26 protein-coding genes are annotated in these 22,650 nt (G+C 60.0%); 11 read left to right on the forward strand and 15 right to left on the reverse strand.

Annotated elements, in window-relative coordinates:
* The first annotated feature begins 6 nt into the window (after positions 1-6).
* Genes VOI22_RS08495 through VOI22_RS08510 form a run of 4 tightly spaced genes read left to right on the forward strand, consistent with a single transcriptional unit; the run spans position 7 to position 3,074 of the window.
* On the forward strand, positions 7-1,107 hold the full coding sequence (locus VOI22_RS08495) for an ABC transporter ATP-binding protein (protein WP_323796075.1): 1,101 nt from the start codon (positions 7-9) through the stop codon (positions 1,105-1,107).
* A complete protein-coding gene (locus VOI22_RS08500) occupies positions 1,104-1,967 on the forward strand; it encodes a sugar ABC transporter permease (protein WP_323796076.1) in 864 nt (287 codons plus the stop codon). Before VOI22_RS08495 ends, VOI22_RS08500 begins: the two co-directional genes overlap by 4 nt.
* Before the next feature lies 1 nt (position 1,968).
* The gene (locus VOI22_RS08505) at positions 1,969-2,778 is read left to right on the forward strand and encodes a carbohydrate ABC transporter permease (RefSeq protein ID WP_323796077.1); all 810 of its coding nucleotides are present in this window, start codon (positions 1,969-1,971) and stop codon (positions 2,776-2,778) included.
* 14 nt (positions 2,779-2,792) lie between these two features.
* Positions 2,793-3,074, forward strand: coding sequence for a DUF2160 domain-containing protein (locus VOI22_RS08510; protein WP_323796078.1), 282 nt, complete (start codon positions 2,793-2,795; stop codon positions 3,072-3,074).
* A gap of 78 nt (positions 3,075-3,152) precedes the next feature.
* Here VOI22_RS08510 and VOI22_RS08515 read toward each other — a convergent pair whose 3' ends face one another.
* Entirely contained in the window at positions 3,153-3,800 is a 648-nt protein-coding gene (locus VOI22_RS08515) for a VIT family protein (protein WP_416366120.1), read from the reverse strand.
* Between the two features lie 287 nt (positions 3,801-4,087).
* Between VOI22_RS08515 and VOI22_RS08520 the strand changes: the two genes are divergently transcribed.
* Positions 4,088-4,675, forward strand: coding sequence for a carboxymuconolactone decarboxylase family protein (locus tag VOI22_RS08520; RefSeq protein WP_323796080.1), 588 nt, complete (start codon positions 4,088-4,090; stop codon positions 4,673-4,675).
* Between the two features lie 114 nt (positions 4,676-4,789).
* Here VOI22_RS08520 and VOI22_RS08525 read toward each other — a convergent pair whose 3' ends face one another.
* Positions 4,790-5,125, reverse strand: coding sequence for an HU family DNA-binding protein (locus VOI22_RS08525; protein ID WP_169721159.1), 336 nt, complete (start codon positions 5,123-5,125; stop codon positions 4,790-4,792).
* Positions 5,126-5,578: 453 nt separating this feature from the next.
* Here VOI22_RS08525 and VOI22_RS08530 point away from each other — a divergent pair, with 453 nt between their 5' ends.
* Positions 5,579-6,007, forward strand: a complete 429-nt coding sequence (locus tag VOI22_RS08530; RefSeq protein ID WP_323796081.1) for a PaaI family thioesterase — start codon at positions 5,579-5,581, stop codon at positions 6,005-6,007.
* Between the two features lie 10 nt (positions 6,008-6,017).
* Here the strand turns inward: VOI22_RS08530 and VOI22_RS08535 are convergent, their stop codons facing one another.
* The 3 genes from VOI22_RS08535 to VOI22_RS08545 all read right to left on the reverse strand — a co-directional run bounded on the left by VOI22_RS08535 (position 6,018) and on the right by VOI22_RS08545 (position 8,385).
* Positions 6,018-6,560 carry a PAS domain-containing protein gene (locus VOI22_RS08535; RefSeq protein ID WP_323796082.1) on the reverse strand — a complete coding sequence of 181 codons (543 nt, stop codon included), beginning with the start codon at positions 6,558-6,560 and terminating at the stop codon, positions 6,018-6,020.
* A gap of 102 nt (positions 6,561-6,662) precedes the next feature.
* A complete protein-coding gene (locus tag VOI22_RS08540; RefSeq protein WP_323796083.1) occupies positions 6,663-7,559 on the reverse strand; it encodes an alpha/beta hydrolase in 897 nt (298 codons plus the stop codon).
* Positions 7,552-8,385 (reverse strand): alpha/beta hydrolase, encoded by an 834-nt coding sequence (locus VOI22_RS08545; RefSeq protein ID WP_323796084.1) that lies wholly within the window; start codon positions 8,383-8,385, stop codon positions 7,552-7,554. Before VOI22_RS08545 ends, VOI22_RS08540 begins: the two co-directional genes overlap by 8 nt.
* 222 nt (positions 8,386-8,607) lie before the next feature.
* On the opposite strand from VOI22_RS08545, the gene VOI22_RS08550 reads away from it, so the two are divergent.
* Genes VOI22_RS08550 through VOI22_RS08560 form a run of 3 tightly spaced genes read left to right on the forward strand, consistent with a single transcriptional unit; the run spans position 8,608 to position 11,407 of the window.
* Positions 8,608-9,702 (forward strand): isocitrate/isopropylmalate dehydrogenase family protein, encoded by a 1,095-nt coding sequence (locus tag VOI22_RS08550; protein ID WP_323796085.1) that lies wholly within the window; start codon positions 8,608-8,610, stop codon positions 9,700-9,702.
* Positions 9,699-10,739 (forward strand): Gfo/Idh/MocA family oxidoreductase, encoded by a 1,041-nt coding sequence (locus VOI22_RS08555; protein WP_323796086.1) that lies wholly within the window; start codon positions 9,699-9,701, stop codon positions 10,737-10,739. The genes VOI22_RS08550 and VOI22_RS08555 overlap by 4 nt, the downstream gene beginning before the upstream one ends.
* The gene (locus VOI22_RS08560; protein WP_323796087.1) at positions 10,736-11,407 is read left to right on the forward strand and encodes a GntR family transcriptional regulator; all 672 of its coding nucleotides are present in this window, start codon (positions 10,736-10,738) and stop codon (positions 11,405-11,407) included. Before VOI22_RS08555 ends, VOI22_RS08560 begins: the two co-directional genes overlap by 4 nt.
* A 32-nt stretch (positions 11,408-11,439) precedes the next feature.
* On the opposite strand, the gene VOI22_RS08565 is transcribed toward VOI22_RS08560, so the two are convergent.
* The gene (locus VOI22_RS08565; protein ID WP_323796088.1) at positions 11,440-14,433 is read right to left on the reverse strand and encodes a PAS domain-containing sensor histidine kinase; all 2,994 of its coding nucleotides are present in this window, start codon (positions 14,431-14,433) and stop codon (positions 11,440-11,442) included.
* An 84-nt stretch (positions 14,434-14,517) separates the two neighbouring features.
* Positions 14,518-15,132 carry a TetR/AcrR family transcriptional regulator gene (locus VOI22_RS08570; RefSeq protein WP_323796089.1) on the reverse strand — a complete coding sequence of 205 codons (615 nt, stop codon included), beginning with the start codon at positions 15,130-15,132 and terminating at the stop codon, positions 14,518-14,520.
* Positions 15,133-15,248: 116 nt separating this feature from the next.
* Between VOI22_RS08570 and VOI22_RS08575 the strand changes: the two genes are divergently transcribed.
* Both VOI22_RS08575 and VOI22_RS08580 read left to right on the forward strand, forming a co-directional pair.
* Positions 15,249-15,671, forward strand: coding sequence for a hypothetical protein (locus VOI22_RS08575; RefSeq protein WP_323796090.1), 423 nt, complete (start codon positions 15,249-15,251; stop codon positions 15,669-15,671).
* Positions 15,668-16,324, forward strand: coding sequence for a LysE family translocator (locus VOI22_RS08580; RefSeq protein ID WP_323796091.1), 657 nt, complete (start codon positions 15,668-15,670; stop codon positions 16,322-16,324). The genes VOI22_RS08575 and VOI22_RS08580 overlap by 4 nt, the downstream gene beginning before the upstream one ends.
* Before the next feature lie 9 nt (positions 16,325-16,333).
* Here the strand turns inward: VOI22_RS08580 and VOI22_RS08585 are convergent, their stop codons facing one another.
* The 8 genes from VOI22_RS08585 to VOI22_RS08620 all read right to left on the reverse strand — a co-directional run bounded on the left by VOI22_RS08585 (position 16,334) and on the right by VOI22_RS08620 (position 22,555).
* On the reverse strand, positions 16,334-17,317 hold the full coding sequence (locus VOI22_RS08585) for a glucosaminidase domain-containing protein (RefSeq protein ID WP_323796092.1): 984 nt from the start codon (positions 17,315-17,317) through the stop codon (positions 16,334-16,336).
* Positions 17,318-17,462: 145 nt separating this feature from the next.
* Entirely contained in the window at positions 17,463-18,089 is a 627-nt protein-coding gene (gene ureG, locus VOI22_RS08590; protein WP_323796093.1) for an urease accessory protein UreG, read from the reverse strand.
* 11 nt (positions 18,090-18,100) lie between these two features.
* Positions 18,101-18,826, reverse strand: a complete 726-nt coding sequence (locus VOI22_RS08595) for an urease accessory protein UreF (protein WP_323796094.1) — start codon at positions 18,824-18,826, stop codon at positions 18,101-18,103.
* Positions 18,774-19,298: an urease accessory protein UreE gene (gene ureE, locus VOI22_RS08600; RefSeq protein ID WP_323796095.1), complete on the reverse strand. Its 525-nt coding sequence runs from the start codon at positions 19,296-19,298 to the stop codon at positions 18,774-18,776. The genes VOI22_RS08595 and ureE overlap by 53 nt, the downstream gene beginning before the upstream one ends.
* 7 nt (positions 19,299-19,305) lie before the next feature.
* A complete protein-coding gene (ureC, locus tag VOI22_RS08605; protein ID WP_323796096.1) occupies positions 19,306-21,018 on the reverse strand; it encodes an urease subunit alpha in 1,713 nt (570 codons plus the stop codon).
* 1 nt (position 21,019) lies between these two features.
* Entirely contained in the window at positions 21,020-21,340 is a 321-nt protein-coding gene (locus VOI22_RS08610) for an urease subunit beta (RefSeq protein ID WP_323796097.1), read from the reverse strand.
* A 9-nt stretch (positions 21,341-21,349) separates the two neighbouring features.
* Positions 21,350-21,652, reverse strand: coding sequence for an urease subunit gamma (locus tag VOI22_RS08615; protein ID WP_323796098.1), 303 nt, complete (start codon positions 21,650-21,652; stop codon positions 21,350-21,352).
* A 39-nt stretch (positions 21,653-21,691) separates the two neighbouring features.
* Positions 21,692-22,555, reverse strand: coding sequence for an urease accessory protein UreD (locus tag VOI22_RS08620; RefSeq protein WP_323796099.1), 864 nt, complete (start codon positions 22,553-22,555; stop codon positions 21,692-21,694).
* Positions 22,556-22,650 lie beyond the last annotated feature (95 nt).

Raw genomic sequence — 22,650 nt, forward strand, 5'->3', positions numbered from 1 at the left:
GAGACGATGGCGAAGATCACCCTCGACGATCTCCGGCACGCTTACGGGCCAAACCCGGAGCGACCCGAAGACTATGCGCTGCAACAGCTCGACTTCACCTTCGAGGATGGCGGCGCCTATGCCCTGCTCGGCCCGTCCGGCTGCGGCAAGACCACGCTCCTGAATATCATCTCCGGCCTGCTGACACCAAGTCACGGCAAGGTTCTGTTCGACGAAAAGGATGTCACGGGGCTTGCTCCGGATCAGCGTCATATCGCGCAGGTGTTCCAGTTTCCGGTCGTCTACGACACCATGAGCGTCTACGACAATCTGGCTTTCCCGTTGCGCAATCGCGGCGTCCCGGAAGCGGAGGTCGATGCCAAGGTCCGTGAGATCGCGGCCATGATCGATCTCGAAGACACCCTGATGAACCGCGCCTCGGGCCTGACCGCCGACGGTAAACAGAAGATCTCCCTCGGCCGCGGGCTGGTCCGCTCCGACGTGAACGTGATCATGTTCGACGAGCCCCTTACAGTGATCGATCCGCACCTGAAATGGCAGCTCCGCTCCAAGCTGAAGGAGCTGCACCAACGGGTTAAGCGGACCATGGTCTACGTTACACACGACCAGACCGAGGCCCTGACCTTCGCCGACAAGGTGGTGGTGATGAATGTCGGCCAGGTGGTGCAGATCGGCACGCCGGTTGAGCTGTTCGAGACACCGGGCCACGAATTCGTCGGTCATTTCATCGGCTCGCCGGGCATGAACATCCTCGACTGCGAGGTAAAGGGCGGTCAGGCATTCCTGCACGGCCAGCCCGTCGCGACAAGCAATGCCGGCGCGGTGAAGGACGGGGCTGAAGGGGCACTTCGCCTTGGTATACGGCCGGAATTCGTCGCCCTCGTTCCAGACGGTAAATCCGGGGACGGCATTGCCGCCGACGTGGTCAAGGTCAGCGACAGCGGCCGCTACCAGATCGTTGAAACACGGGTCGGCAACATGCCGGTGAAACTGCTAGTCAATGAAGGCGTGGAGATCCCAACCGGGAAAACAACCCTGTCCTTCCGCGCAGACCGGACACGGGTCTATCGCGACGGCTGGCTGGTGGCCGGAGGAGCGGAAGCATGAACAAGTTGCAGAACAACAAAGCCTGGTTCTTCGTCCTTCCGGTCTTCGCGCTGGTTGCCTTCAACGCGATCATCCCGCTGATGACCGTGGTCAATTACTCGATGCAGGAGACCTTCGGGAACAACGAGTTTTTCTGGGCCGGAGTGATCTGGTTCCAGGACATCCTGCAATCCGAACGCTTCCATGCCAGCCTCGGACGGCAGGCCATCTTCACCGCCAGCATCCTCGCCATCGAAATGCCGCTCGGCGTCGCCATCGCTCTGACCATGCCGCGCAAGGGTCCCTGGGTTTCCGTCTGCCTGGTGCTGATGGCCCTGCCGCTCCTGATCCCCTGGAACGTGGTCGGCGCCATGTGGAACATCTTCGCACTGCCGGATATCGGCTTCCTCGGACATATGCTGAATGCCATCGGGTTCGACTTCAATTTCACCCGACAGCCCGGCGATGCCTGGTTCACGCTGATCCTGATGGATGTCTGGCACTGGACCTCGCTCGTGGTGCTGCTGGCCTATGCAGGCCTGAGCTCGATCCCCGACGCTTATTATCAAGCGGCCAAGATCGACGGCGCCGGAGGCTGGGCGATTTTCCGCTTCATCCAGCTGCCAAAACTGAAGCGGGTCCTGACCATCGCCTTCCTGCTGCGCTTCATGGACAGCTTCATGATCTATACCGAGCCCTTCGTGCTCACCGGCGGCGGGCCGGGTAACTCGACCACCCTGCTCTCCATCGATCTGGTGAAGATCGCCCTCGGCCAGTTCGATCTCGGCCCGGCGGCGGCGATGTCGCTGGTCTACTTCCTGATTATCCTGGCGCTGAGCTGGGTCTTCTACACCGTGATGATGCGGAACGAGGAACAGTGACATGAACGCGAAGAAAACCGCCGGCTGGCTGGTACCGAGCCTCTATATCCTGTTCCTGATGCTGCCGATCTACTGGCTGATCAACATGTCGTTCAAAACCACGAACGAGATCCTAGGCAGCTTCACGCTCTATCCGCAGGAGTTCACGCTCGACAATTACATCACCATCTTCACCGACCCGACCTGGTACATGGGCTATGTGAACTCGATCACCTATGTGACCCTGAACACGGCGATCTCGGTCGCGGTCGCGCTGCCCGCAGCCTATGCCTTCTCGCGCTACCGCTTCATCGGCGACAAACACCTGTTCTTCTGGCTGCTGACCAACCGGATGGCCCCGCCGGCGGTCTTCGCCCTGCCCTTCTTCCAGCTCTATTCGGCTGTCGGCCTGTTCGACACACACATCGCCGTGGCGCTGGCCCACACGCTCTTCAACATCCCGCTCGCTGTCTGGATCCTCGAAGGGTTCATGTCGGGCGTGCCGCGCGAGCTGGACGAGACGGCTTACGTGGACGGGCATTCCTTCTGGAGCTTCTTCCTGAAAATCTTCGTGCCGACCATCGCCGCCGGGATTGGCGTCGCCTGCTTCTTCTGCTTCATGTTCTCCTGGGTCGAGTTACTGCTAGCCAAGACCCTGACTGCGGTCGACGCGAAACCCATCGCGGCGACCATGACCAAGACAGCGAGTTCGTCAGGCTACGAGCTCGGGTTATTGGCCGCGGCGGGTACGCTGACAATCATCCCGGGCGCCTTCGTGATCTATTTCGTCCGCAACTACATCGCCAAGGGCTTCGCCCTCGGGCGGGTCTAGGAAGGAGACAGCTCATGGGACTAAGCTGGATGGCCTGGACCTGGCCCACCGCCGCCTTCTTCATCTTCATCGCCTGCTGCCTCGGCACCATGACCATGCTGGAGCTGCGCAATCCCGGCGGTGCCCCGCGCGACGGCGTGCTTGGGTTGACGACAACGCGCGGCGATCGACTGTTCATCTGGCTGCTCGGGAGCGCGTTTATTTTCCTGGCATGGCTCGGGCTTGTCAGCACATTGCTTTGGGTCCCGCTGGGGATTGCAATTGTCTTCGGGCTGCTGGTGTTCCGGTACGTGTGAGGCAAAGAGAACCGGCCTACCCCTCACCCAATCGGTTTCTCATTAAACGGACAGCGTAATTAGCGATGCGGGCCACATTCAGACGCTGACACCGAAAAGCCAGCCGACGCCGGCCGTGACAGCCATTGCAAATACGCCCCAAACCATCACACGCAAAGTGGCGCGCAAAACGGGCGCCCCTCCCGCTTTCGCTCCCGAAGCGCCTAGAGCGGCTAAAGCGATCACAGTAACAACAAGGACAACAGGAACAATCGAATCTGCGGGTGCGAAAAAGGCGGCCAACAGCGGGATCGCCGCCACGACACAGAACGTCAGGCCCGAAGTGATCGCAGCTTGGAGCGGGTTGGCCGCGTGTACTTCCGACAGCCCCAGCTCGTCCCGCACATGGGCGCCAAGCGCATCTTTCTCGGTGAGTTCTTTTGCAACCAAAAGGGCTGTCTCCGGACTGAGCCCTTTCTCTCGATAGAGGGCCGCGAGCTCCGCAAGCTCCTCGTCCGGAAGATCCTGCAACGCCTCGGTTTCCCGAGCGATGTCTGCCCGTTCCACGTCCGACTGCGAAGACACGGATACGTATTCGCCTGCAGCCATCGACATCGCGCCTGCCGAGAGGCCCGCAATTCCAGCTATTATGACGGTGCTTGGATCGGGATCGGCCGCCGCCACCCCGACGATCAAAGAGGAGACGGAAACGACCCCGTCATTTGCGCCAAGCACGGCTGCGCGCAACCATCCGCTTCGCGTGATGAAGTGAGGGTCTCCCGGGTGGGCTGACGCTTGGGGCATATTGTTGCCTTTCCAAATTTGAAACTGAGTCTACATGTTTAACCAAACGGCTCGCCCGTGGAACTGGGAGCTGTGACCTCTGCCATGAGAGCTCCGGCCTAAAGGAGCCTTCTCAGCTTCGGCTTTCGGCACGAAAGCAATGCCGAGTGCTCCCTTCCCTTTAAGCCGATTTATCGTCCATCGTCTGAACCGACCCTCCTGTCCGCACCAGTTCTCCGGAGACTTTTCTGATGGACCGCCTTCCTAAACTTACCCCCGGCAATCTCGCTCCGAAACAGGCCGAACTCTATGAAGCAATCACCGGGGGCGTGCGTTTCAAATCAGGCCCGGGCATCGACATGATGGAGCAGAGCGGTGCATTGCGCGGTCCATTCAATGCCTGGCTACACACGCCGGAGACCGGAGAAGCCGCACAGGCGCTCGGCGTGAAGCTGCGGTTCGAATCCTCACTCTCCGGCGCAATGCGGGAAGCTGCGATCCTTACCGTCGCGAAACACTGGCGCTCCCAATACGAATGGTGGGCACATGAGCAGATCGCCCTGAAGGAAGGCATGACACCGGATGAGATTGCCGCCATCAAGCGTGGTGAGGCACCGGCGGACAATCCCGACCTCGGTTCAATTCAGAAATTTGTCGCTGAGTTGATGCAGGCGGGCGATGTTTCGGACGAAACCTATGCCGACACCCATGCGCGCATCGGCGACCGGGGCATGGCGGATCTCGTCACCCTTGCGGGCTATTACGCAATGATCTCGGCAAACCTGAATGTCTTCCGCGTCTCAGTTCCAGACGGAGAAGAAGAACCGTTCAAGGACTGACAGAAACGGCCGTCCAAATCGCGGGCACAAAAAAACCGCCTCGCGGGCGGTTGGGGGGATCTGATCCGAAACGATCCGGGCGCGGCTAACGCCGCGCCCGGATCGAAGGAAGAATCAGCCGCCGTTAACAGCGGTTTTCAGAGCCTGACCGGCTTTGAACTTCGCCTGCTTGGACGCGGCAATATTGATGGTTTCGCCGGTCCGCGGGTTACGGCCAGTGGTCGCAGCGCGCTCGGAAACGGAGAAGGTGCCGAAGCCGACAAGACGGACATCGCCACCGCTCTTCAGCGTATCGGTTACCGCGTCGATCACACCATTGACCGCTGCTTCGGCCTGAGACTGGGTGAGGCCGGTTTTGGTAGCAACCGCTGCGCTGAGTTCGGATTTATTCATGAACTGATCTCCCGTTGATGATGGCCGAAGTCTCTGGGATTCTCGTTCCCGCTGCAAGCCCCGGAATTGCTCAAAAATATGAGTTTTCTCACGAGATTCGCCGCTAATTTTCGACACTTGCCCGAACCAAATTAAATATCCCTTTAAATCAAAGCCTTACGGAAACCCGCGTTAAATCTGATGTGAACAACACAGCCAATAAGCGTGGCCAAAAAGTGGCAAAAAACCGCACTGGAGCGGCACTTTCGGCCCATCTGAACGGCCAAAACACACCGACTCAGGCAGAATCAATTGCAAAGCGGATTGGCGTTAACCCTATTCAACTTGAAAGTCCTGGCGCTCGGTCGGGAGTCCGAGCGAGACCAAAGTGCTTGAAGCACGCGTCCGGCCGGTTGCCGCGAGTTCATCGATAGAGACTGTATCGGGTTCATCAACGCTGGTATGGATCACCGCAAACTGGATATCGCCAGTGCCTGCCCGAAGATAGCCACTCAAAAGGATACACTTGATATGAACGAAGAGCGCGCACGCGCGCGGTTCGAGACCGCGCTTGCAACCTACCGCCAGGAGTTCGAGACCTTCTTTCTGGCGCGGTTGCTGGATCTCGGTTTCGAATATGAAGAAGAGCTCTGCCGGGTCCGCTTTCCCGTCGAGGATTTCCTGTTCAATCCCCAGGGCAGCCTGCATGGCGGTGCCATCGCCACGGTCATGGATATCTCCATGGGCCATCTGCTGAAACATATAACGGGCACCGGCGGCGCCACGCTTGAGATGAAAGTGCAGTATATGCGGCCGCTGACCGGCGGCATGGCTACCTGCGAAGGCCGGGTCCTGCGGCGCGGGCGGTCGCTTTGCTTTCTTGAGTCCCGGCTGTTCGGCGAAGACGACAAGCTCGCCGCCATGGCAACCTCGACCTGGAAACTGCCGTCACCGAAATAACCGCAGTGCGTCAGGGTAATTTCGCAGCCTTTATCATGATCATGTCGGAGTTGCGGCGTCCCTCTGGCCCAGGGGATTCCATCCATCTCGCCACCGTCACCCCAAGGAGGCCAGAGACCGGAGCTTCAGGATTGTCGGAGAGCGGCAACAACAGCCGCTCTCCGAACGCATAACGGTTCACCGTATTGTAGACTTGGCCCTTCATGCAGACGATCGCGCCATCCCGGATCACCGGCATCCAGCGTCTGGTCACAAAATCCTTTACGTCCGGCTTCAGGATATCGCCCAAGGTCTTCCCCTTGAGATTTCCGTGCCCGAAGTTCTCCGCAATCTCGGTACCGGCCACGCGATAGCGGAACACATCCGGTTCTTCAAAATCGACAGGATAGATGCAGGACAACAAGGCGCCTATTTCACTGGGGTCGATGTCCTGACGGGAAGGTGCAAGCCGACCGTCGCGTTTACCGCTCCAGTATTTCAGCAGATCCAGAAGACGCGGGTCCTCGATATAATCCGTCACGTCTTCCAAAGAAGACACCCACTTGTTCGTCATTCCGGCTTCCATACAGTCCATACCCTATAGGAGGCGTCATTCCCTGTTAGAGTGAGGCGCCTCGCCGCCGCCCGATCTGAGCAAGCGGCGTGCATTGCATTATCAATCCGCTTTCAGCAAGAACGGAAGCAACTGCTTAAGGACGATCTCCGGCGCTTCTTCCGGCAGGAAATGACCGCACGGGGCCGGACCGCCCTCCACCGTACTGCTGCTCCATTCCCGCCAGGTACCCAGCGGATCGGCAGTGCCGCCGGGGCCCCCGAAGCCCCTCACCGCACCGAACATAAACAGCAGCGGACAGGAAAGCGTCCGCCCTTCCTGCCGGTCGGCCCTGTCATGTGCCACGTCAATGGTGGCTCCGGCGCGGTAATCCTCGCAAGTGCCCTCAATAGCGGCCGGGTCCCGCATGGCTTTCAGATAAGCCGCCATCGCGTCCTTCTGAAAAGTAAAGTCCGGGGCCGCCCATTTGCGCATCAGGTAGCTATAGAAGAAGTCCGGATCATTACCGATCATGGTCTCAGGCACCGGCGCAGGCTGCGCCAGATAGGACCAGTGAAAGCCGCCGACCGCACCGGCAAGATCCAGTTTTTCCCACATGTTGAGGGTCGGAATGACGTCGAGTGAGCAGAACCGCGTGGCCTGCTCCGGGTGATCCATACAGAGCCGGAAGCCGACCCGTGCGCCCCGATCATGCCCTACGACGGCGAAACGCTCATAACCGAGCGCCGCCATCACCTCGACAAGATCCCGCGCCATTTCCCGCTTGCTGTGCGCCGAATGATCGGGCGACGGCGCGGGTTTTCCGCTCGCGCCGTAACCGCGCAAGTCAGGCACGATCACCGTGAACTTCTCAGCCAATGCCGGGGCGATCTTGTGCCAGCAATCGCCGGTCTGCGGAAATCCGTGGATCAGCAGCACCGGATCACCTTTGCCGGCAGACCTGACGAAAATCTCGGTTCCGCTGGTCGCTACTCTCTCCGTCTTGAAGCCCTCAAGCATCACTCTCTCCCGCTTCGAAGCGCACGGTTCCAGTGAGGAACGCGGCAATTTCTGTTGTCACTGTTTCAGCAGCTTCCAGGTGCGGCGAATGCCGGCAATCCGGGATCATGTGGATCGTCACCGGACCGCCGACACGTTCCGCCACCACCTCGACCTGGGCCCTGGTGCCGTACTGGTCCTGCTCACCCTGAAGGCACAGGACAGGGACCGAGACAGTATCCAGGAAGTGCCGGATATCCCATGATCTGAAACCCGGATCGAGCCAGGCATCGTTCCAGCCCCGGAAGGCCGTATCGACATGCGCGTGATATTTGCCAAGGCGGGAGCGCAGGTCTCCATCTGAATACGCCGTCCGCGCTTCCGCGATGGCATCGAGACCCATTGCTTCGGTGAAGAAATGCGGCGCCATCAGAACCACGCCCCGAACCCGCGGATCGCGCTGCGCCCCGGCATGAATAGCCGCTATGGATGCGCCGTCACTGTGGCCAATCAGGATACCGTCTGTGAATCCGATGGCACCCAGAACTTCCGGAAGCACGGCGACGGCCTCACGGGTCATATAGTCAAGCGGGCGCGGCAACGGACAAGCATCGGAGCGTCCATACCCTGCGCGGGAATAGGCAAACACGCCACATCCCGTTTCAGCGACGAGCTTCTCTGGGAAATCGCGCCAGAGATCGACACAGCCGAGGCCTTCATGGAGGAGCACAAGAGTCGGCGCCTGTCCCGGCGGCGGGCCGACCGTATAGGCCTCCAGTATCGCACCGCCGGCCTGCACGCTGCCTGCAGCGCCTGCTTCATCCCAGAAATATGCCTGACCGGCCATTACGTCCTCATCTGGATTTGCATCGCATCGCCCCGGTTAAACCCGCAACGTAAAGAAGGGAACACGCAACGGAATCTCGTTCAACCTCCGGAGTGGCATCATTGATTAAGTCCAAATGCACGAACGCTGTGCTGCACTTTTGGAGGTTGCGTTCACGCCACAGATCACAGACAACGTACACATCAATGCATACGTTATTTCTATTTGTGGGATGTGTTCGAGATGAGTAGCAACCGCGTCTATCGCATCGCCCTGTTCGACGGAGACGGTATCGGGCCTGAAATCATGGCCCCGACGCGGACCGTTCTGGATATGGTCTCGAAACGGGTTGGCCGCAAGCTGGAATTCGAGACCCTGCCGGCCGGCGCACAGCATTACGCGGAAACGGGCGAGGCGCTGCCCGCCTCCTCTATCGAGGCCGCTCGCAGCGCGGATGCTATTCTGCTTTCCGCGATGGGCCTGCCGAACATCCGCAAACAGGACGGGACCGAGATCACTCCGCAGATCGATCTTCGCTTCGCTCTCGGCCTCTATGCCGGTGTCCGCCCGGTGAAACTCTATAAAGGCCAGCCTACGCCGCTCGCCGATCCGCGCGCCTTCGAGACCGATTTCGTGCTGATCCGGGAATCGACCGAGGGACTGTTCGCCCACATGCATGAGGGCAAGGTTGTCGATAACAGCTACGCGACCGAAACCCTGAGGATCACCCGCGCGACCAGTGAAAAACTGTTCGACTTCGCCTTTCGTCTCGCCGGGCAGCGCGCCGCAAAGCGTGGCACACCAGGCCGGGTCACCTGCGTCGACAAGGCAAACGTCTTCCGGTCCTTCTGGTTCTTCCGCTCGATCTTCGAGGAGCGGGCAAAGGCTTTCCCGGATATTGCCGCAGACAGCGCCTATGTGGATGCCTTCGCCATGTGGATGGTGCAGAAGCCCTGGGAGTTCGATGTCGTCGTCACCGAAAACATGTTCGGGGACATTCTCTCCGATCTCGGCGCCGGCATCATGGGGTCTCTCGGGCTCGCCCCATCGGCCGATATCGGGGACGAAAATGCGGTCTTCCAGCCCTGCCACGGCAGCGCTCCGGATATCGCTGGCAAAGGCTTGGCAAACCCGCTCGCCATGTTCCTTTCCGCCGGCATGATGCTGGAATGGCTCGCCGGGGAGCATGAGGACAGCGCGCTCTCCGAGGGGGCGCAGATGATCGAGGGCGCGGTCTCTAAAATTCTCAACAGCGGCTCGACCCTCACCCGTGATCTCGGCGGCGAGGCGGGCACACAGCAAATGTCGGATGCGATAATGGGCTTGGTAAGCGCATGAGTTTCAAGGTCGGAATGGTCGGTGGCGGCTACTTCGGCCGCTTTCATATAAATGCCTGGCGGCGGATAACGGATGTCGATCTTGTCGGCGTTGCTGATTTATCGGAATCCCGACGCAACGAACTGGCCAAACTCTATCCGGGTCTCGCGCTGTGCCCCGATATTGATACGCTTCTCGCGGCGGGACCGCCCGACCTCCTTGATGTCGCAGTTCCACCAGCGCATCAGGCCGACCTGATTCGTCCCCTGCTGGGCAGAATTCCAACCATCATAAGCCAGAAGCCGTTCTGTCGATCACTGGCGGAAGCGGAAGATCTGACCCAAGCTGCCGAACAGGCAGGCACGACGCTGATCGTCCATGAGAATTTCCGGTTCATGCCCTGGTACCGGGTAATCCGGGACGAGATCGAAAATGATCATGTCGGAACTGTCCGCCAAGCATGCTTCAGGTTGAGACCGGGAGATGGCGGTGGTGCTGACGCTTACCTGTCGCGGCAACCCTATTTTCGCGACATGGAGCGTTTCCTGGTCCACGAAACCGGCATTCATTGGATCGACGTTTTCCGATTCCTGTTCGGCGATCCGAAGACGATCTATGCGGACCTTTGGCGCGCCAACCCAGCCATCAAGGGAGAGGATGCCGGCCTGCTGATCCTGACCTGGCCGAATGGCCTGCGGGCGACGCTTGATGCAAACCGGACACTCGATCACGCGGCGGAAAACCATCGTCTCACTATGGGCGAGTTCACCCTAGAAGGCGAAACCGCTACGATTACTCTCGATGGGAACGGACGCCTTGCATACCGGCCGCGCGGCGAGACTGCTTCTAGAGAGATCCCCTACGATTTCGAGGACCGCGACTTCGGCGGCGACTGTGTTTTCCACTTCCAGCAGCATGTCGTTTCACATTTACTGAATGGGACCCCTCTCGAGACCCTTGCAAAAGACTATCTGCAGAATATCCGTATCGAAGAAGCCGCCTACCGATCAGCCGAACAACGGCAGCAAATTGATTTACAGACACGGCGCCACAGATGACCAACGAGAAACATCCGAGCGCAGGCGCGAAGGCCTATGACGCGATAAAGGCGATGATCCTAGATGGTCGTCTGAAGCCCTCCGCGTCTTATCTGGAAGCGGAGCTCGCCGAATGGATCGGTGTGAGCCGAACGCCAGTGCGCGAGGCAGGTCTCCGTCTCGAGCGGGAAGGCCTGGTGAAGGTTCGGCCACGGCGCGGCGTTCAGATCCTTCCGATATCGGTCGAGGACATGACCGAAATATATCAGTTACTGACCGCGCTCGAACCGTTGGCCGCCGAACTCGCGGCGCAGCGCGGTCTCAGCGCAGCCCAGGCAAAGGCCATGGACAAAGCAACGACGCGAATGGAACGGGCTCTGGAAAAAGACAATCTCGTTGCCTGGGCGCAGGGTGACGATGAATTCCATGCACTGCTCGTCGAGGCATCCGGAAACAAACGCCTTATCGAAGCGACCGCGCGCTACAGGACCCAGGTTCACCGGGCCCGCATGGCGACCCTCAGCCTGCGTCCCCGGCCAGAGCAATCGACGGTCGATCACCGTGTGCTGCTCGACTGCCTGTTGAAGGGAGATGCGGAGGGCGCGCGCGCCATTCACGTCGCCCACCGGCAGGCGGCCGGACAGATGCTCGGCGAATTGCTAGCACGGCACCGTCTCGACAATCTCTAGACCGCATCGAGCAGCCCGCGTCCGGGTCCGGGTCAGATTGCGACCCTGGGAAACCTGAGTTCGATAGTGGTGCCCTCGCCGGGCTTTGACCGGCACGCGACACGGCCCCCGAGCCGTTGCGTGACAAGGTTATAGAGAATGTGCATTCCCAGACCGGTTCCACCCCGGCCCTGCCGAGTGGTGAAGAACGGCTCAAAGATCCTGCGGGCCGTCTCTTCTTCCATTCCCTTTCCGAAATCCCTGAACGTCATCACAATTTCACCGGAGTTTTCCTGATTGCAGATGATCTCGGTTTTGCCACCGGCCCCGTCGTCATATGCGTGTATCGCGGCATTCATCGCGAGGTTTGTCACAATCTGACCAATCGCACCTGGATACCCACTCAGTTCGAGCTCACGGTCTCCCTTGAGCTCATTTGTGATATTCCTCCGGGTGAGTTCGGGGCCCAGACTAACGAGCACCTCTTCGATGTAGTCGATAAGGGCAAAGTTGCGCCGTTCGCCACTGGTCTGGTCGACGGCAACCTGCTTGAAGCTTGAAATCAATTCGCCTGCCCGCTTGGCGTTGCGCACCACGAGATCGGCCGCACCGTCGATCGTTTCAAGCCTTGAGATAAACTTCCCGCGTGTAAGCTGCCCACTTTCAACAGCCGCTTTAAGCTCGTCGATCTTTCCTGTCATTGCCGAGGCCGAGGTCAGGCAAATTCCGATCGGGGTATTGATCTCGTGCGCGACACCGGCAACAAGACCTCCGAGCGACGCCATTTTCTCTGCTTCGACAAGTTCCTCCTGCGTTTGCCGCAGGACATCGACGGTTTTCCGCAGCTCGTTCTCGACCTCCTTCTGCTCGCTGATGTCATAGTGCCAGGTAATGACAGCAGGCTTGCCGTCGAACTCGATCCGCTTGGCGTCGATCACAGCCCACCAGGTCGAGCCATCGATCCGGCGGCGCATCTCAGAGCGGCGGCCCATTAAGTCACCGTCCCGCAGCTGCGTGGTGACTGCTTCTGCAATCGCGTGACTTTCGAATGTGTCCCGAAAGTCCACTGCATTGATCTCGTCAATCGTCTCCGCGCCGAACATCCTGAGGAAGACGCTGTTCACGTAGCGGCGGTCGAAGGTATCCACATCGAAGATCGATATCCCGGCCTCGCTGCTTTCGAGTATCTCCCGAAAGCGCCGCGCTCCAGCCTCGAGTTCCTCTTGAGCCCGCTTTTGCTCCGTAATGTCGTAATGCCAGACGATCGTCGCCATCTCACCGTCGAATTCTATCGGTTTGGTCTCGACCTGGGCCCACCATTTCGAGCCGTCGACCCGCCGCCTTTCCATTTCAAATCTCTGCTGACCCGCACCGGTCTGAAGGTGCTCGATGACCCAGTCTGCATCCGCCGGATTCACAAAGGTTGCCCGCAGATCCATCCCGTTGAGTTCTTCGTGAGAGGCAAGTCCGAAACGGCGCAAAAAGCCCTGGTTCGCATAAACCCGCTCAAGGGTACCGCGACGAAACACGGAGACCCCGGCTTCACTTGTCTCGAGCATATCACGGAGCTGGTTTGCGTGCTGCGCCGTCCTGTTTTCGGCGTCAACACGGTCTGAAATATCCGTGATCCAGGCGATGGTGGCAGGCTGACCTTCGAACTCGATCTCCGACGCCGTACCCATGATCCAGAAGCGGCTGCCGTCAAGGCGTACCCGCTCATAGATCGCATCCTGTCTGTATTGGCCCTGATTGTGACGGTCGCGCATTTTGGCGCCTTCATTTTGGTCGGCAAACGTGTTGATAAACCCGAAAGCGTTTAGTTCCCCGACATCCTTTGCCCCGAACATTTCCAGCATGCGGTTGCTCGCATAGAGATATTCGCGGTCCTCCGATACGCGGTGAAACACACAAACTGCCGTGGTACAGGATTCGAGGATGGCCCGAAGCTGGACCGCGCTTTGAGCAAGTTGTTCTTCCCGTGATTTCGCGCCCGAAATATCGTGAACCCAGACGAGCGCCGCATCGCGCCCGGCAAAGTCGATATTCCGTGTACTGACAGAACTCCACCAGAGCTCTCCGGTATCAGGCCGCACGCGTTGTGCGATGACGTTATCGCGCTCCACGCCCTGGGCCAGGTCATCCGCCATTCTCTGATAGTCTTCGGGGTTTACGAATGTCTCTCGCCCGGCTACTTCCTGTCCAGTGTCCCGCTTGTGGCCGACAAGCTCCGCAAAAGGCCGGTTCGCATAGTGACGCACGAACGGCGCGGTGCTGAAGATACTGACCCCCATTGGAGAATTATCGAGCACACTGAGCAATCGCTCCTCGCGCTCTTGCAGGCTGTCTATGCGCTCGTCCGAGATCAGGCGCACAACAAACAACAAACCAATCGCAATAGCGCAAGCGGCGGAGGCCCGGAACCAGGGCACCTCTATTCCGGTCAGTTCAGCGAACCAGAGTGTATTGACATGAGTGGCCGGAAAAAGATCAGACGGCTGTGCGACAAGCGTGAATAGTCCATAGACGCCGAAGGCTGCGGCAACCAGCCGGAACGCCACCTTCTGCCTTTTGAGATAAGAACCATGACCGGCCGGATCTGGCTGAAGACGGAGAAATGCTGCGACAGCCAGGAAGGCGGCAGGGCTGCCCAGCATGAGTCTGGTAACGACATCGAACTCTGGCGCCGGCGCCCCGGCGAACCACAGCGCCAACAGAGACAGCACCCAAAGCAGGATCAGAAATAGGCCGGCAAGCCACCACCCGCGCCCGCGCAGGAGCCGAACCGCGCCAATAGTAAGCACGACATAAGACGCTGCATTGACGAGCTCTCTCAACACGACTCCCGACTGCAGGCCGTCGCGGCTCACCTCCAGGAACGAGAACATCACGAGCCATTCATTCACTCCATGAAGCAGTCCGAAAAAGCCAATCCACTTCAGGTCGCGTAGTCCCGGCAACGAATGCGCACCGTGAACAAACGTCAGAACAGCGGTGCCCATTGCGAAGAACGCAAGACCGTAGATGAAATATAGGTGAACCTGACCCAATCGTGCTGTCCCCGCAGTTCAGCAACACGCTATTAAGCGAAGTTTAAAATTGAATGAATCAATCTATGTCCCGTCGCGTGTGCCTTAGCGTCCACCTGCTCCGAAAATCCGAAGAAAAGCATCCGTTGCCCGCTGCGCGCGACGTCTGGTTTCCGCCGGGTCAAGCCGCGTTTGCAGGCCAAGCAATGCCCGAACCTGAAGGTCACGGGAAAGCAACCCGAGAAACTGTTCTCCTGCTTCCACCGGATCGTCCATCTTGAGAACTCCCTGCTTCTCGTAGCGGCGCAGGGCATTGATGACGAGCGGGAAGGTCGCTCCACGGCCTGACCGTTCCAGGGCCCGCGAAAGCGTCATGTCCCGGCTTGCTTCGGAAATCGCAGCCCGGTTGATGGCGAGCCCACTCTCGGACAACAGCAGACTAAGGAGCGCCGCACCGAAATCGGTCAGGAAATCCTCCACCGGCCCCTCTCCCTCGAGAAAAGGCGCAATTGTAGCCTGCAGGCGCTCTGCATTGCGCTGTATCAGCGCCTCAAACAATCCGCTCTTGTCCCCGAACCAATTGTAGAGCGTCTCTTTCGAAGCGTTCGCGCGCCGCGCTACGGCAAGCATCGACGTTTCGCGATAGCCGCGCTCGATCAGGATTTCTATGGCCGCATCGAGGATCTCGTTCCGGCGCTCGATCCGGTTCTGTTCTTTCATGTCCCGCCTCTCCGCTTACACGATCTTCATCGCACGATGAGCGGCTTGACCGCAACCGTACCGAATGGTACGGAATTGCTACCGTACCCATCGGTACTGTTTTGGGAGTTCACATCATGACCAATGAACCGATCAACGAAACGCCGGATCGCATTGCCGGTGCAGCCCTTCTCGCATTGCTTGTTGTTTCCGCTGTGATGCTGCTTGCTCTGGTTACGAAAACACCACCGCATCCTCCTCTTGCGACACCGATATTCGCGCTCGGCCCGTTCATAGGAGCCTCGCTTGCGGTCGGCGGTGCAGCACTGTTCCTCAGCCTTACGGGCAATCCGGCCTGGCGCTACGCCGCAATTCTCTTTGCAGTCACCATCTTGCCCTCCTTCGGGCCGCAGAAATTCCTTGTTCCGGAATTTCCCGAAATCTGGCCCGCCGTGATCCTCGCCCAGATCTCGCTGGTAACACTGGTCGTGCGTCTGGTGTCATCCTTCCGGACCTCTCGCTGGGCAACAGCACAGGCCGAAGGGAAGCCAATCCGATGAGCGACATTTTCGAAATCATCACCGCCGACTATCTCCTGACCACCTTGCTCATCACGCTCGTTCCAGGCACTGGCGTGATCTATACGTTGTCTGTCGGACTCTTCGCAGGGCGCACGAGTATCTTCGCTGCCGTCGCCGGGTGTACGGCCAGCATTGTACCGCATCTGCTGGCCAGCATCTTCGGCCTCGCGGCCATCCTGCATGCTAGCGCCACCCTTTTTCACCTAATCAAATATGCCGGCGTGATTTACCTGCTTTATCTGGCTTGGGGAATGTGGAGAGATCGCAGCGCTATACTGTCAGAGGCAACAGCCCACGAAACGCCCGGCCTATCAAACGGCCAGCTTCGCGCCGTCGCCTGGCGGGGTATCCTGATCAACGTACTCAACCCGAAGCTAACGCTTTTCTTCCTCGCCTTCCTGCCGCAATTCATCCCGGCAGGGACGCGCGAGCCGGGATTCGCAATCTTCCTGCTCGCAATGGTTTTCATGGGCATGACGTTCGGCGTGTTTTCGCTCTACGGGCTGTTCGCCGCACAGGTTCGCGAGCTCGTGTTATCTTCAGAGCAGGTAGTCTTGTGGTTACGGCGGCTGTTCGCCGCGGGATTTGCCGGGTTCGCCTTGAAACTCGCGTTAACACAGCGGGGAGACTGACGGGATGACTCAGCTTTCCGACCGCCAGACCGGCAGCAGCTCGTAGACCGTACCTTCGACCAGTTTGCTCCGGTCCAGGGCCGAGAGACGGTTCACGCCGATGATCTGCCGGATCTCCTTGATGTAGTGCGCGCCGCGCTCGGAATAGCGCGACAGGGCCGTGACGAGTGATTTTCCGGAGATCGGTTTGCCCGCAGCGCGCGCAGCAGCGCGGTGTTTGCGGAATTCCCGATAGGCCCGGTTCGTGTTCAGGTTCCGCAGATAGCTACGAACAGAATGTAGGGGCGTGCGAAACGCTGCAACCTTGTGATCGCCTTTCTCCGCCCTTTGCTCTTCGGGCACCATACCCTTCCGGCCAAAGGTCCATTGTCCGAACAGGGCATTGCCCTCGACCGCAAAGCGCGACGTGCCCCAGGCGCTTTCCGTCGCCGCCTGGGCAAGCGCCAGCGACGGCGGCACAATATCGATGCGGCGCTCAAGCGTTGCCAGGAGCTTGGTTACCGAAATCGCGTCACCGTCCGCCGGCAGACGATACTTTTTGGCCAATGATCGGAGCTCATCCAGATCATCCGCGAGCGGGACGCGTGTCTCCGCGAGCCGGAGCTTCAGCCGCATCAACGCTTCGCGGTCGGACGCGACCTCCTCATTCGCGATCAGGACCAACGGCAGAACCATGCGAAAAAAAATGCGCTTTTTCTCGGCGACGGTCACCTCGTTGACTGTCACCGCTCCGAACCGCTCCGGAACCCGCAGCAGAACCAGCCGCGGGACCTCGGTCTGCCCCGCTTTCCAGGTTTCCGCCGTGTAATTGAGCTCTTCGGTCAGCGGCGCCAGATCTCTAAAGGCCACAAACTCAACCCGCTCGACCGGGCGGCCGTCATAAGTGACCCCCCAATCATCGATCGGCTCGATCATTGGCGCGGTTTGATTGAACGCAGCGCAAGCCACCAACACCAAAAGAGCGGCGAACAGCGCCGACCCGAAACGACCCATTGCGATATCCCTTGTTCGACGTTCGGCTCAAGAACACCAGGTCCGATCTCATTCGGCGGCACTCGTTATCCTCAAGCCAAGAACGTCAGGAAAGTGGGGAATACACTAAAACCAAGGCGAATTCGAGGCTCCTGAATATTGCAGCTCAAGCCGCGCTCGATTCCCTGGCCAGACCGCCTTTTTCCCGGATGAAAGCCGCGATCTCCGCGATGCCCTCGCCGTTCTTCAGCTGGGTGAAGACGAACGGCCTGTCTCCGCGCTGGCGCTTGGTGTCCTCCGCCATCACACCGAGATCGGCGCCGACCAGTGGCGCGAGGTCGGTCTTGTTGATGACCAACATGTCCGAGCGGGTAATGCCCGGACCGCCCTTGCGCGGGATCTTCTCACCGGCGGCAACGTCGATCACATAGATCGTCAGGTCCGCCAACTCCGGGCTGAAGGTCGCCGCCAGATTGTCTCCGCCGGACTCGATCAGCGCCAGTTCCGCTTCAGGGAAGGACGATACCATCGTATCGATGGCGGCAAGATTGATAGATGCGTCCTCGCGGATGGCCGTATGCGGGCAGCCGCCGGTCTCCACCCCCATGATCCGTTCCGCTGCAATCGCGCCGGTGCGGGTCAGGATCTTCTGGTCTTCCTTGGTGTAGATATCGTTGGTGATCACGAACATATCCGTGTCCGCGCTCATCTCCCGGCAGAGCATCTCGCAGAGCGCTGTCTTGCCTGAGCCGACCGGCCCGCCGATGCCAACCCGAAGTGGTCCCGTTGCCATTTCTTTCTCCCTCACGATCTGAACAGCCGGCCATCCATGGCCTCATGCTGCATCGAACTCCACTCCGCCATCAGCGCCGCCATGCCGATATCCTCGGTGCCGCGCCCTTCAGCCGCGTGCCAGACTTCATCGACACAGGCTTCCAATGCCGCGATCACCCGCTGACCGTCCGTCTGGCCGAGCGGTACCGCCCTGACAGCGGCTGAAACGATATTATGAACGAAGGCCTGCAAATAAAGCGGCCCGGCCAGCTCCAGCCCGATACCGGCCACGGCGGTGACGGCGCCATAGGCTACCGGTAGCGGAGGGGCCGGCGGCAGAACCATCTGCTCAATATCACCCCATGCTGCCGAAACGGTCTTCACGAAAGCCGTTCCCTGCGCGGTAGCCTCCAGCCGCAACTCGGCGGTCGGGATCAGGGCGGTGGCGAATTCCGTGAGAGCACCAAGAGCCTCCGCATCGCCAGCCGAGGCATGCCGCCAGGCTTCTGACAGCAGGATCGCATCGCTGGCCCCGGAGCCGAACCTCACCAAACCTTCGATCCAGTCGCGCAACGTCTCCGCATCCGTGACAAGCCCGGCTTCTATCGCCGCCTCGACCCCGTGGCTGTAGCTGTAGGCTCCGACCGGAAAGGACGGGGAAAGCCAGGATTGCAGGCGCAGCGCCGCCCGGGTTGCCGAAACGTCAGTCATGGTGGTGATGATCGTGGGAATGCCCCGCATCATGACTGTGGTCATGGCCGTGACCGTGATCGTATGCCCCGCCTTCCGGCTGGAATGGCCGCTCCGCCTCCGTCACCGTGGCGCCAAGCCCGCGCAGCATGTCCGCGATCACATGGTCTGGACGCAGCAGGATCGCGTCTTCCAGAATCTGGGCCGGAAGGTGCCGGTTGCCTATATGCCAGGCGAGCCGGAGCAGGTGATGTCGGTCGGTCGACCGGACTTCCATCACCGCCTCCGGTGCCGCCACAACACGAATCCAGCCGCCTTCTTCCAGCGTCAGACCGTCACCGTCAGAAAGGGCCACGGCACGGGGCAGATCCAGCAGCACAGTCGCCCCGCCATCCGTGTCCAGCCGGATACGGCGGCGATGACGGTCATCGAAAGCCAGTGTCACCCGGTCAATTTCGCCATCGGCATCCCAATGTCCGGACGGCGCATGTGCCACCGCCCGGCCAAGGTCTTTCCCCACGGGGTCCGCGTTTGCCATCAAAGTCTCAATACATGAAATAGCGTTGGGCCATAGGCAGCACCGTCGCCGGCTCGCAGGTCAGCAACTCGCCATCGGCCCGGACTTCATAGGTTTCCGGATCGACAGAAATATCCGGCATGGCATCGTTCAGGATCATCGACTTTTTCGAGATTCCCGCTCGGGTGTTCCGGACTGGCAAGGTCTCCTTCTGCAATCCGAAACGGTTTCCGACATTGGCCTCGAAACCGGCCTCACTGACAAATGTGACTGCACTCTTCGTCAGAGAGCGTCCGAAACTGCCGAACATAGGCCGATAATGCTGGGGCTGCGGCGTCGGAATGGACGCATTCGGGTCTCCCATGATCGCGGTAGCGATGGTGCCGCATTTCAGCACCATGTCCGGCTTCACACCGAAAAAGGCGGGAGACCAGATCACCAGATCGGCAAGCTTTCCGACTTCGACGGAGCCGACATGCATGTCGATGCCCTGCGCGATCGCCGGGTTGATGGTGTATTTGGCGATATAGCGCCGGGCCCGGAAATTGTCGTTGTTGCCTTTTTCCTGCGGCAGCGCGCCGAACTGCTTCTTCATCTTGTCGGCGGTCTGCCAGGTCCGGATCAGCACCTCACCGACCCGGCCCATGGCCTGGCTGTCAGAGGCGATGATCGAGAAAGCACCCCGGTCATGCAGGATATCCTCGGCGGCAATGGTCTCCCGCCGGATCCGGCTTTCCGCGAAGGCCACGTCTTCCGGGATACTTTTCGACAGGTGATGGCAGACCATCAGCATGTCGAGATGCTCGTCGATGGTGTTCACAGTGAAAGGCCGCGTCGGATTGGTCGAAGACGGGATCACGTTGGAGAGCCCGCAAACCTTGATGATATCCGGCGCGTGCCCACCGCCTGCGCCCTCGGTATGGAAGGCATGAATGGTGCGGCCCCTGAAGGCATCCACCGTGTTCTCGACGAAACCGGACTCGTTCAGCGTGTCCGTGTGGATCAGCACCTGAACGTCCATCTCGTCAGCGACGGAGAGGCAATTGTCGATGGCCGCCGGCGTGGTGCCCCAATCCTCATGCAGTTTCAGGCCGCACACCCCGGCGAGCACCTGCTCGCGCAGGCCTTCGGGCTGGCTGGCATTACCTTTGCCGAAGAAACCGAGATTCATCGGGAAGGACTCGGCGGCCTGCAGCATGCGCTCGATATGCCACGGACCCGGCGTGCAGGTTGTCGCGTTCGTGCCCGTCGCCGGGCCGGTGCCGCCGCCCATCATCGTGGTGACGCCGGAATTCAGCGCCTCGTCTATCTGCTGTGGGCAGATGAAATGGATATGCACATCGATGCCGCCGGCGGTGATGATCTTGCCCTCGCCCGCGATGGCTTCCGTGCCCGGACCGACGATGATGTTCACACCGCTCTGCACATCAGGATTACCGGCCTTGCCAATGGCAAAGATACGGCCGTCCTTGATGCCGATATCGGCCTTCACCACGCCCCAATGATCGAGGATCAATGCGTTGGTGATGACCGTGTCCACGGCCCCGTCCGCGCGCGTTGCCTGGGACTGCCCCATGCCGTCGCGGATCACCTTGCCACCGCCGAATTTCACTTCCTCGCCATAGAAGGTGCGATCCTCCTCGACTTCGATGAACAGGTCGGTATCGGCAAGCCGGACCTTGTCGCCGACGGTCGGCCCGAACATGCCCGCATAGTCCTGTCTTGAGATTCTGTAAGGCATGTCAGGCTCCTCCCCCACCGAGCGGCCCCATCACCGCCTGATTGAAACCGTAGACTTTCCGGTCCCCTTTGAACGGCACCAGATCGACCGTCCGCGTCTGTCCCGGCTCGAACCGCACCGCCGTGCCCGACGGAATATCCAGCCGCATGCCGCGTGCCGCTTCCCGGTCGAAGGAAAGGAGCGGATTGGTTTCCGCGAAATGATAGTGCGAGCCCACCTGCACCGGCCTATCACCCGTATTCGCAACCTCGATGGTGATGGCCTCGGCGCCCTCGTTCAGAACGATCTCGCCGTCGGCCGCAATGATTTCTCCCGGGATCATGGCGCCCTCCTAGCGGATCGGATCGTGGACGGTGACCAGCTTGGTTCCGTCCGGAAAGGTGGCTTCGACCTGGACTTCGTGGATCATCTCGGCAATCCCCTCCATCACGTCGGAGCGTTTGACGACACTGGCACCCGCCGCCATCAGGTCGGCAACGGAACGGCCGTCCCGAGCGCCCTCGACCACGTAATCAGTAATCAGCGCGATCGCTTCCGGGTAGTTCAGCTTCACGCCCCGCTCCAGCCGACCGCGCGCGACCATGGCCGCGACCGAAACCATCAGCTTGTCTTTTTCCCTCGGTGTCAGATTCACCCCAGCCTCCCCTCAGGCATCCACATCAAATTCGCCAGCTCAAATTCGCCAGATCACGGGCATCCGCGCCGGCAGCCCGAGCCAGCGCACCCGCGCCGCGCTCCAGAAAGTGCCGACCGCGTTGCGCAGCCGCATGGCATCAGGCCCAAGCCAGCGCATCGCCAGAAGATTGTTATCGATGGCCGTCACGCCGCAACGGATATCTCCCACTGCGCCTGCCTGCATATCGCGCGCCCAATCAAGATCGTCGGCCGCATCCGGCCTGGCGAACAACGCCGTAGCGAAACAGCTCACATCACGAAGTGCAGACGAAGCATCGGCGGCACCAGCCGGGTCCGCCAACTCGAACCGGTCAGCCCAGACAAGGCGCCCGTCCCGCGTCAGATCCCAATGCTCACGATAACGCCCCGACGCAAATGTCTCTCCCATCGCGCTCCGGCCAAGGATGGAAATGGCACCGGCGAAGAGTGTGCTGTCTGCGGCAAGATCGAACCGGACACGCTGCCGGAACAGCGCGCGGTCGAACAGGATGGAGCCCTGCGGCAGCCACTCAAGCACGCCCCCTTCGGCGACCTGCATTGTCAGACGGTTTTCCGCCTCCACGCCGGAAGATTTGTAGATCTTCTCAGCCGCCTGGGCCGTCAGGGTCAGGTTGGCGCCGACGCCGACATTGATATCCGTCTCATAAAGATCTCCGCCGACAATCCCACCAGAAAGGTTCGCCAGAACGGCGGTCATCGGCTCCCCGACGCCGGGGCGCGGAAGCAGAATACGCAATGGCTGGGCGGAATAGAGGTCCGACGTCGCGGTCCGCCCGTCGCGGTTTTCCACGGAAAGGCGTGCAGCTCCTGTCGTGCGGTCCAGCTGCACGGTTTCATCGGTATGAGCGAGCGCTAGACTCAATACAGCTCCCCTTTTTTGCGAGAACAATCGCAATCGCCGTGCCAAAGGGTACTCTGTTCTCTCGAGGAATTTTAGATGTTTGTTTTCAAATAGTT

The organism is Nisaea sp., assembly GCF_034670185.1.
In the GTDB taxonomy this organism is placed as follows: domain Bacteria; phylum Pseudomonadota; class Alphaproteobacteria; order Thalassobaculales; family Thalassobaculaceae; genus Nisaea.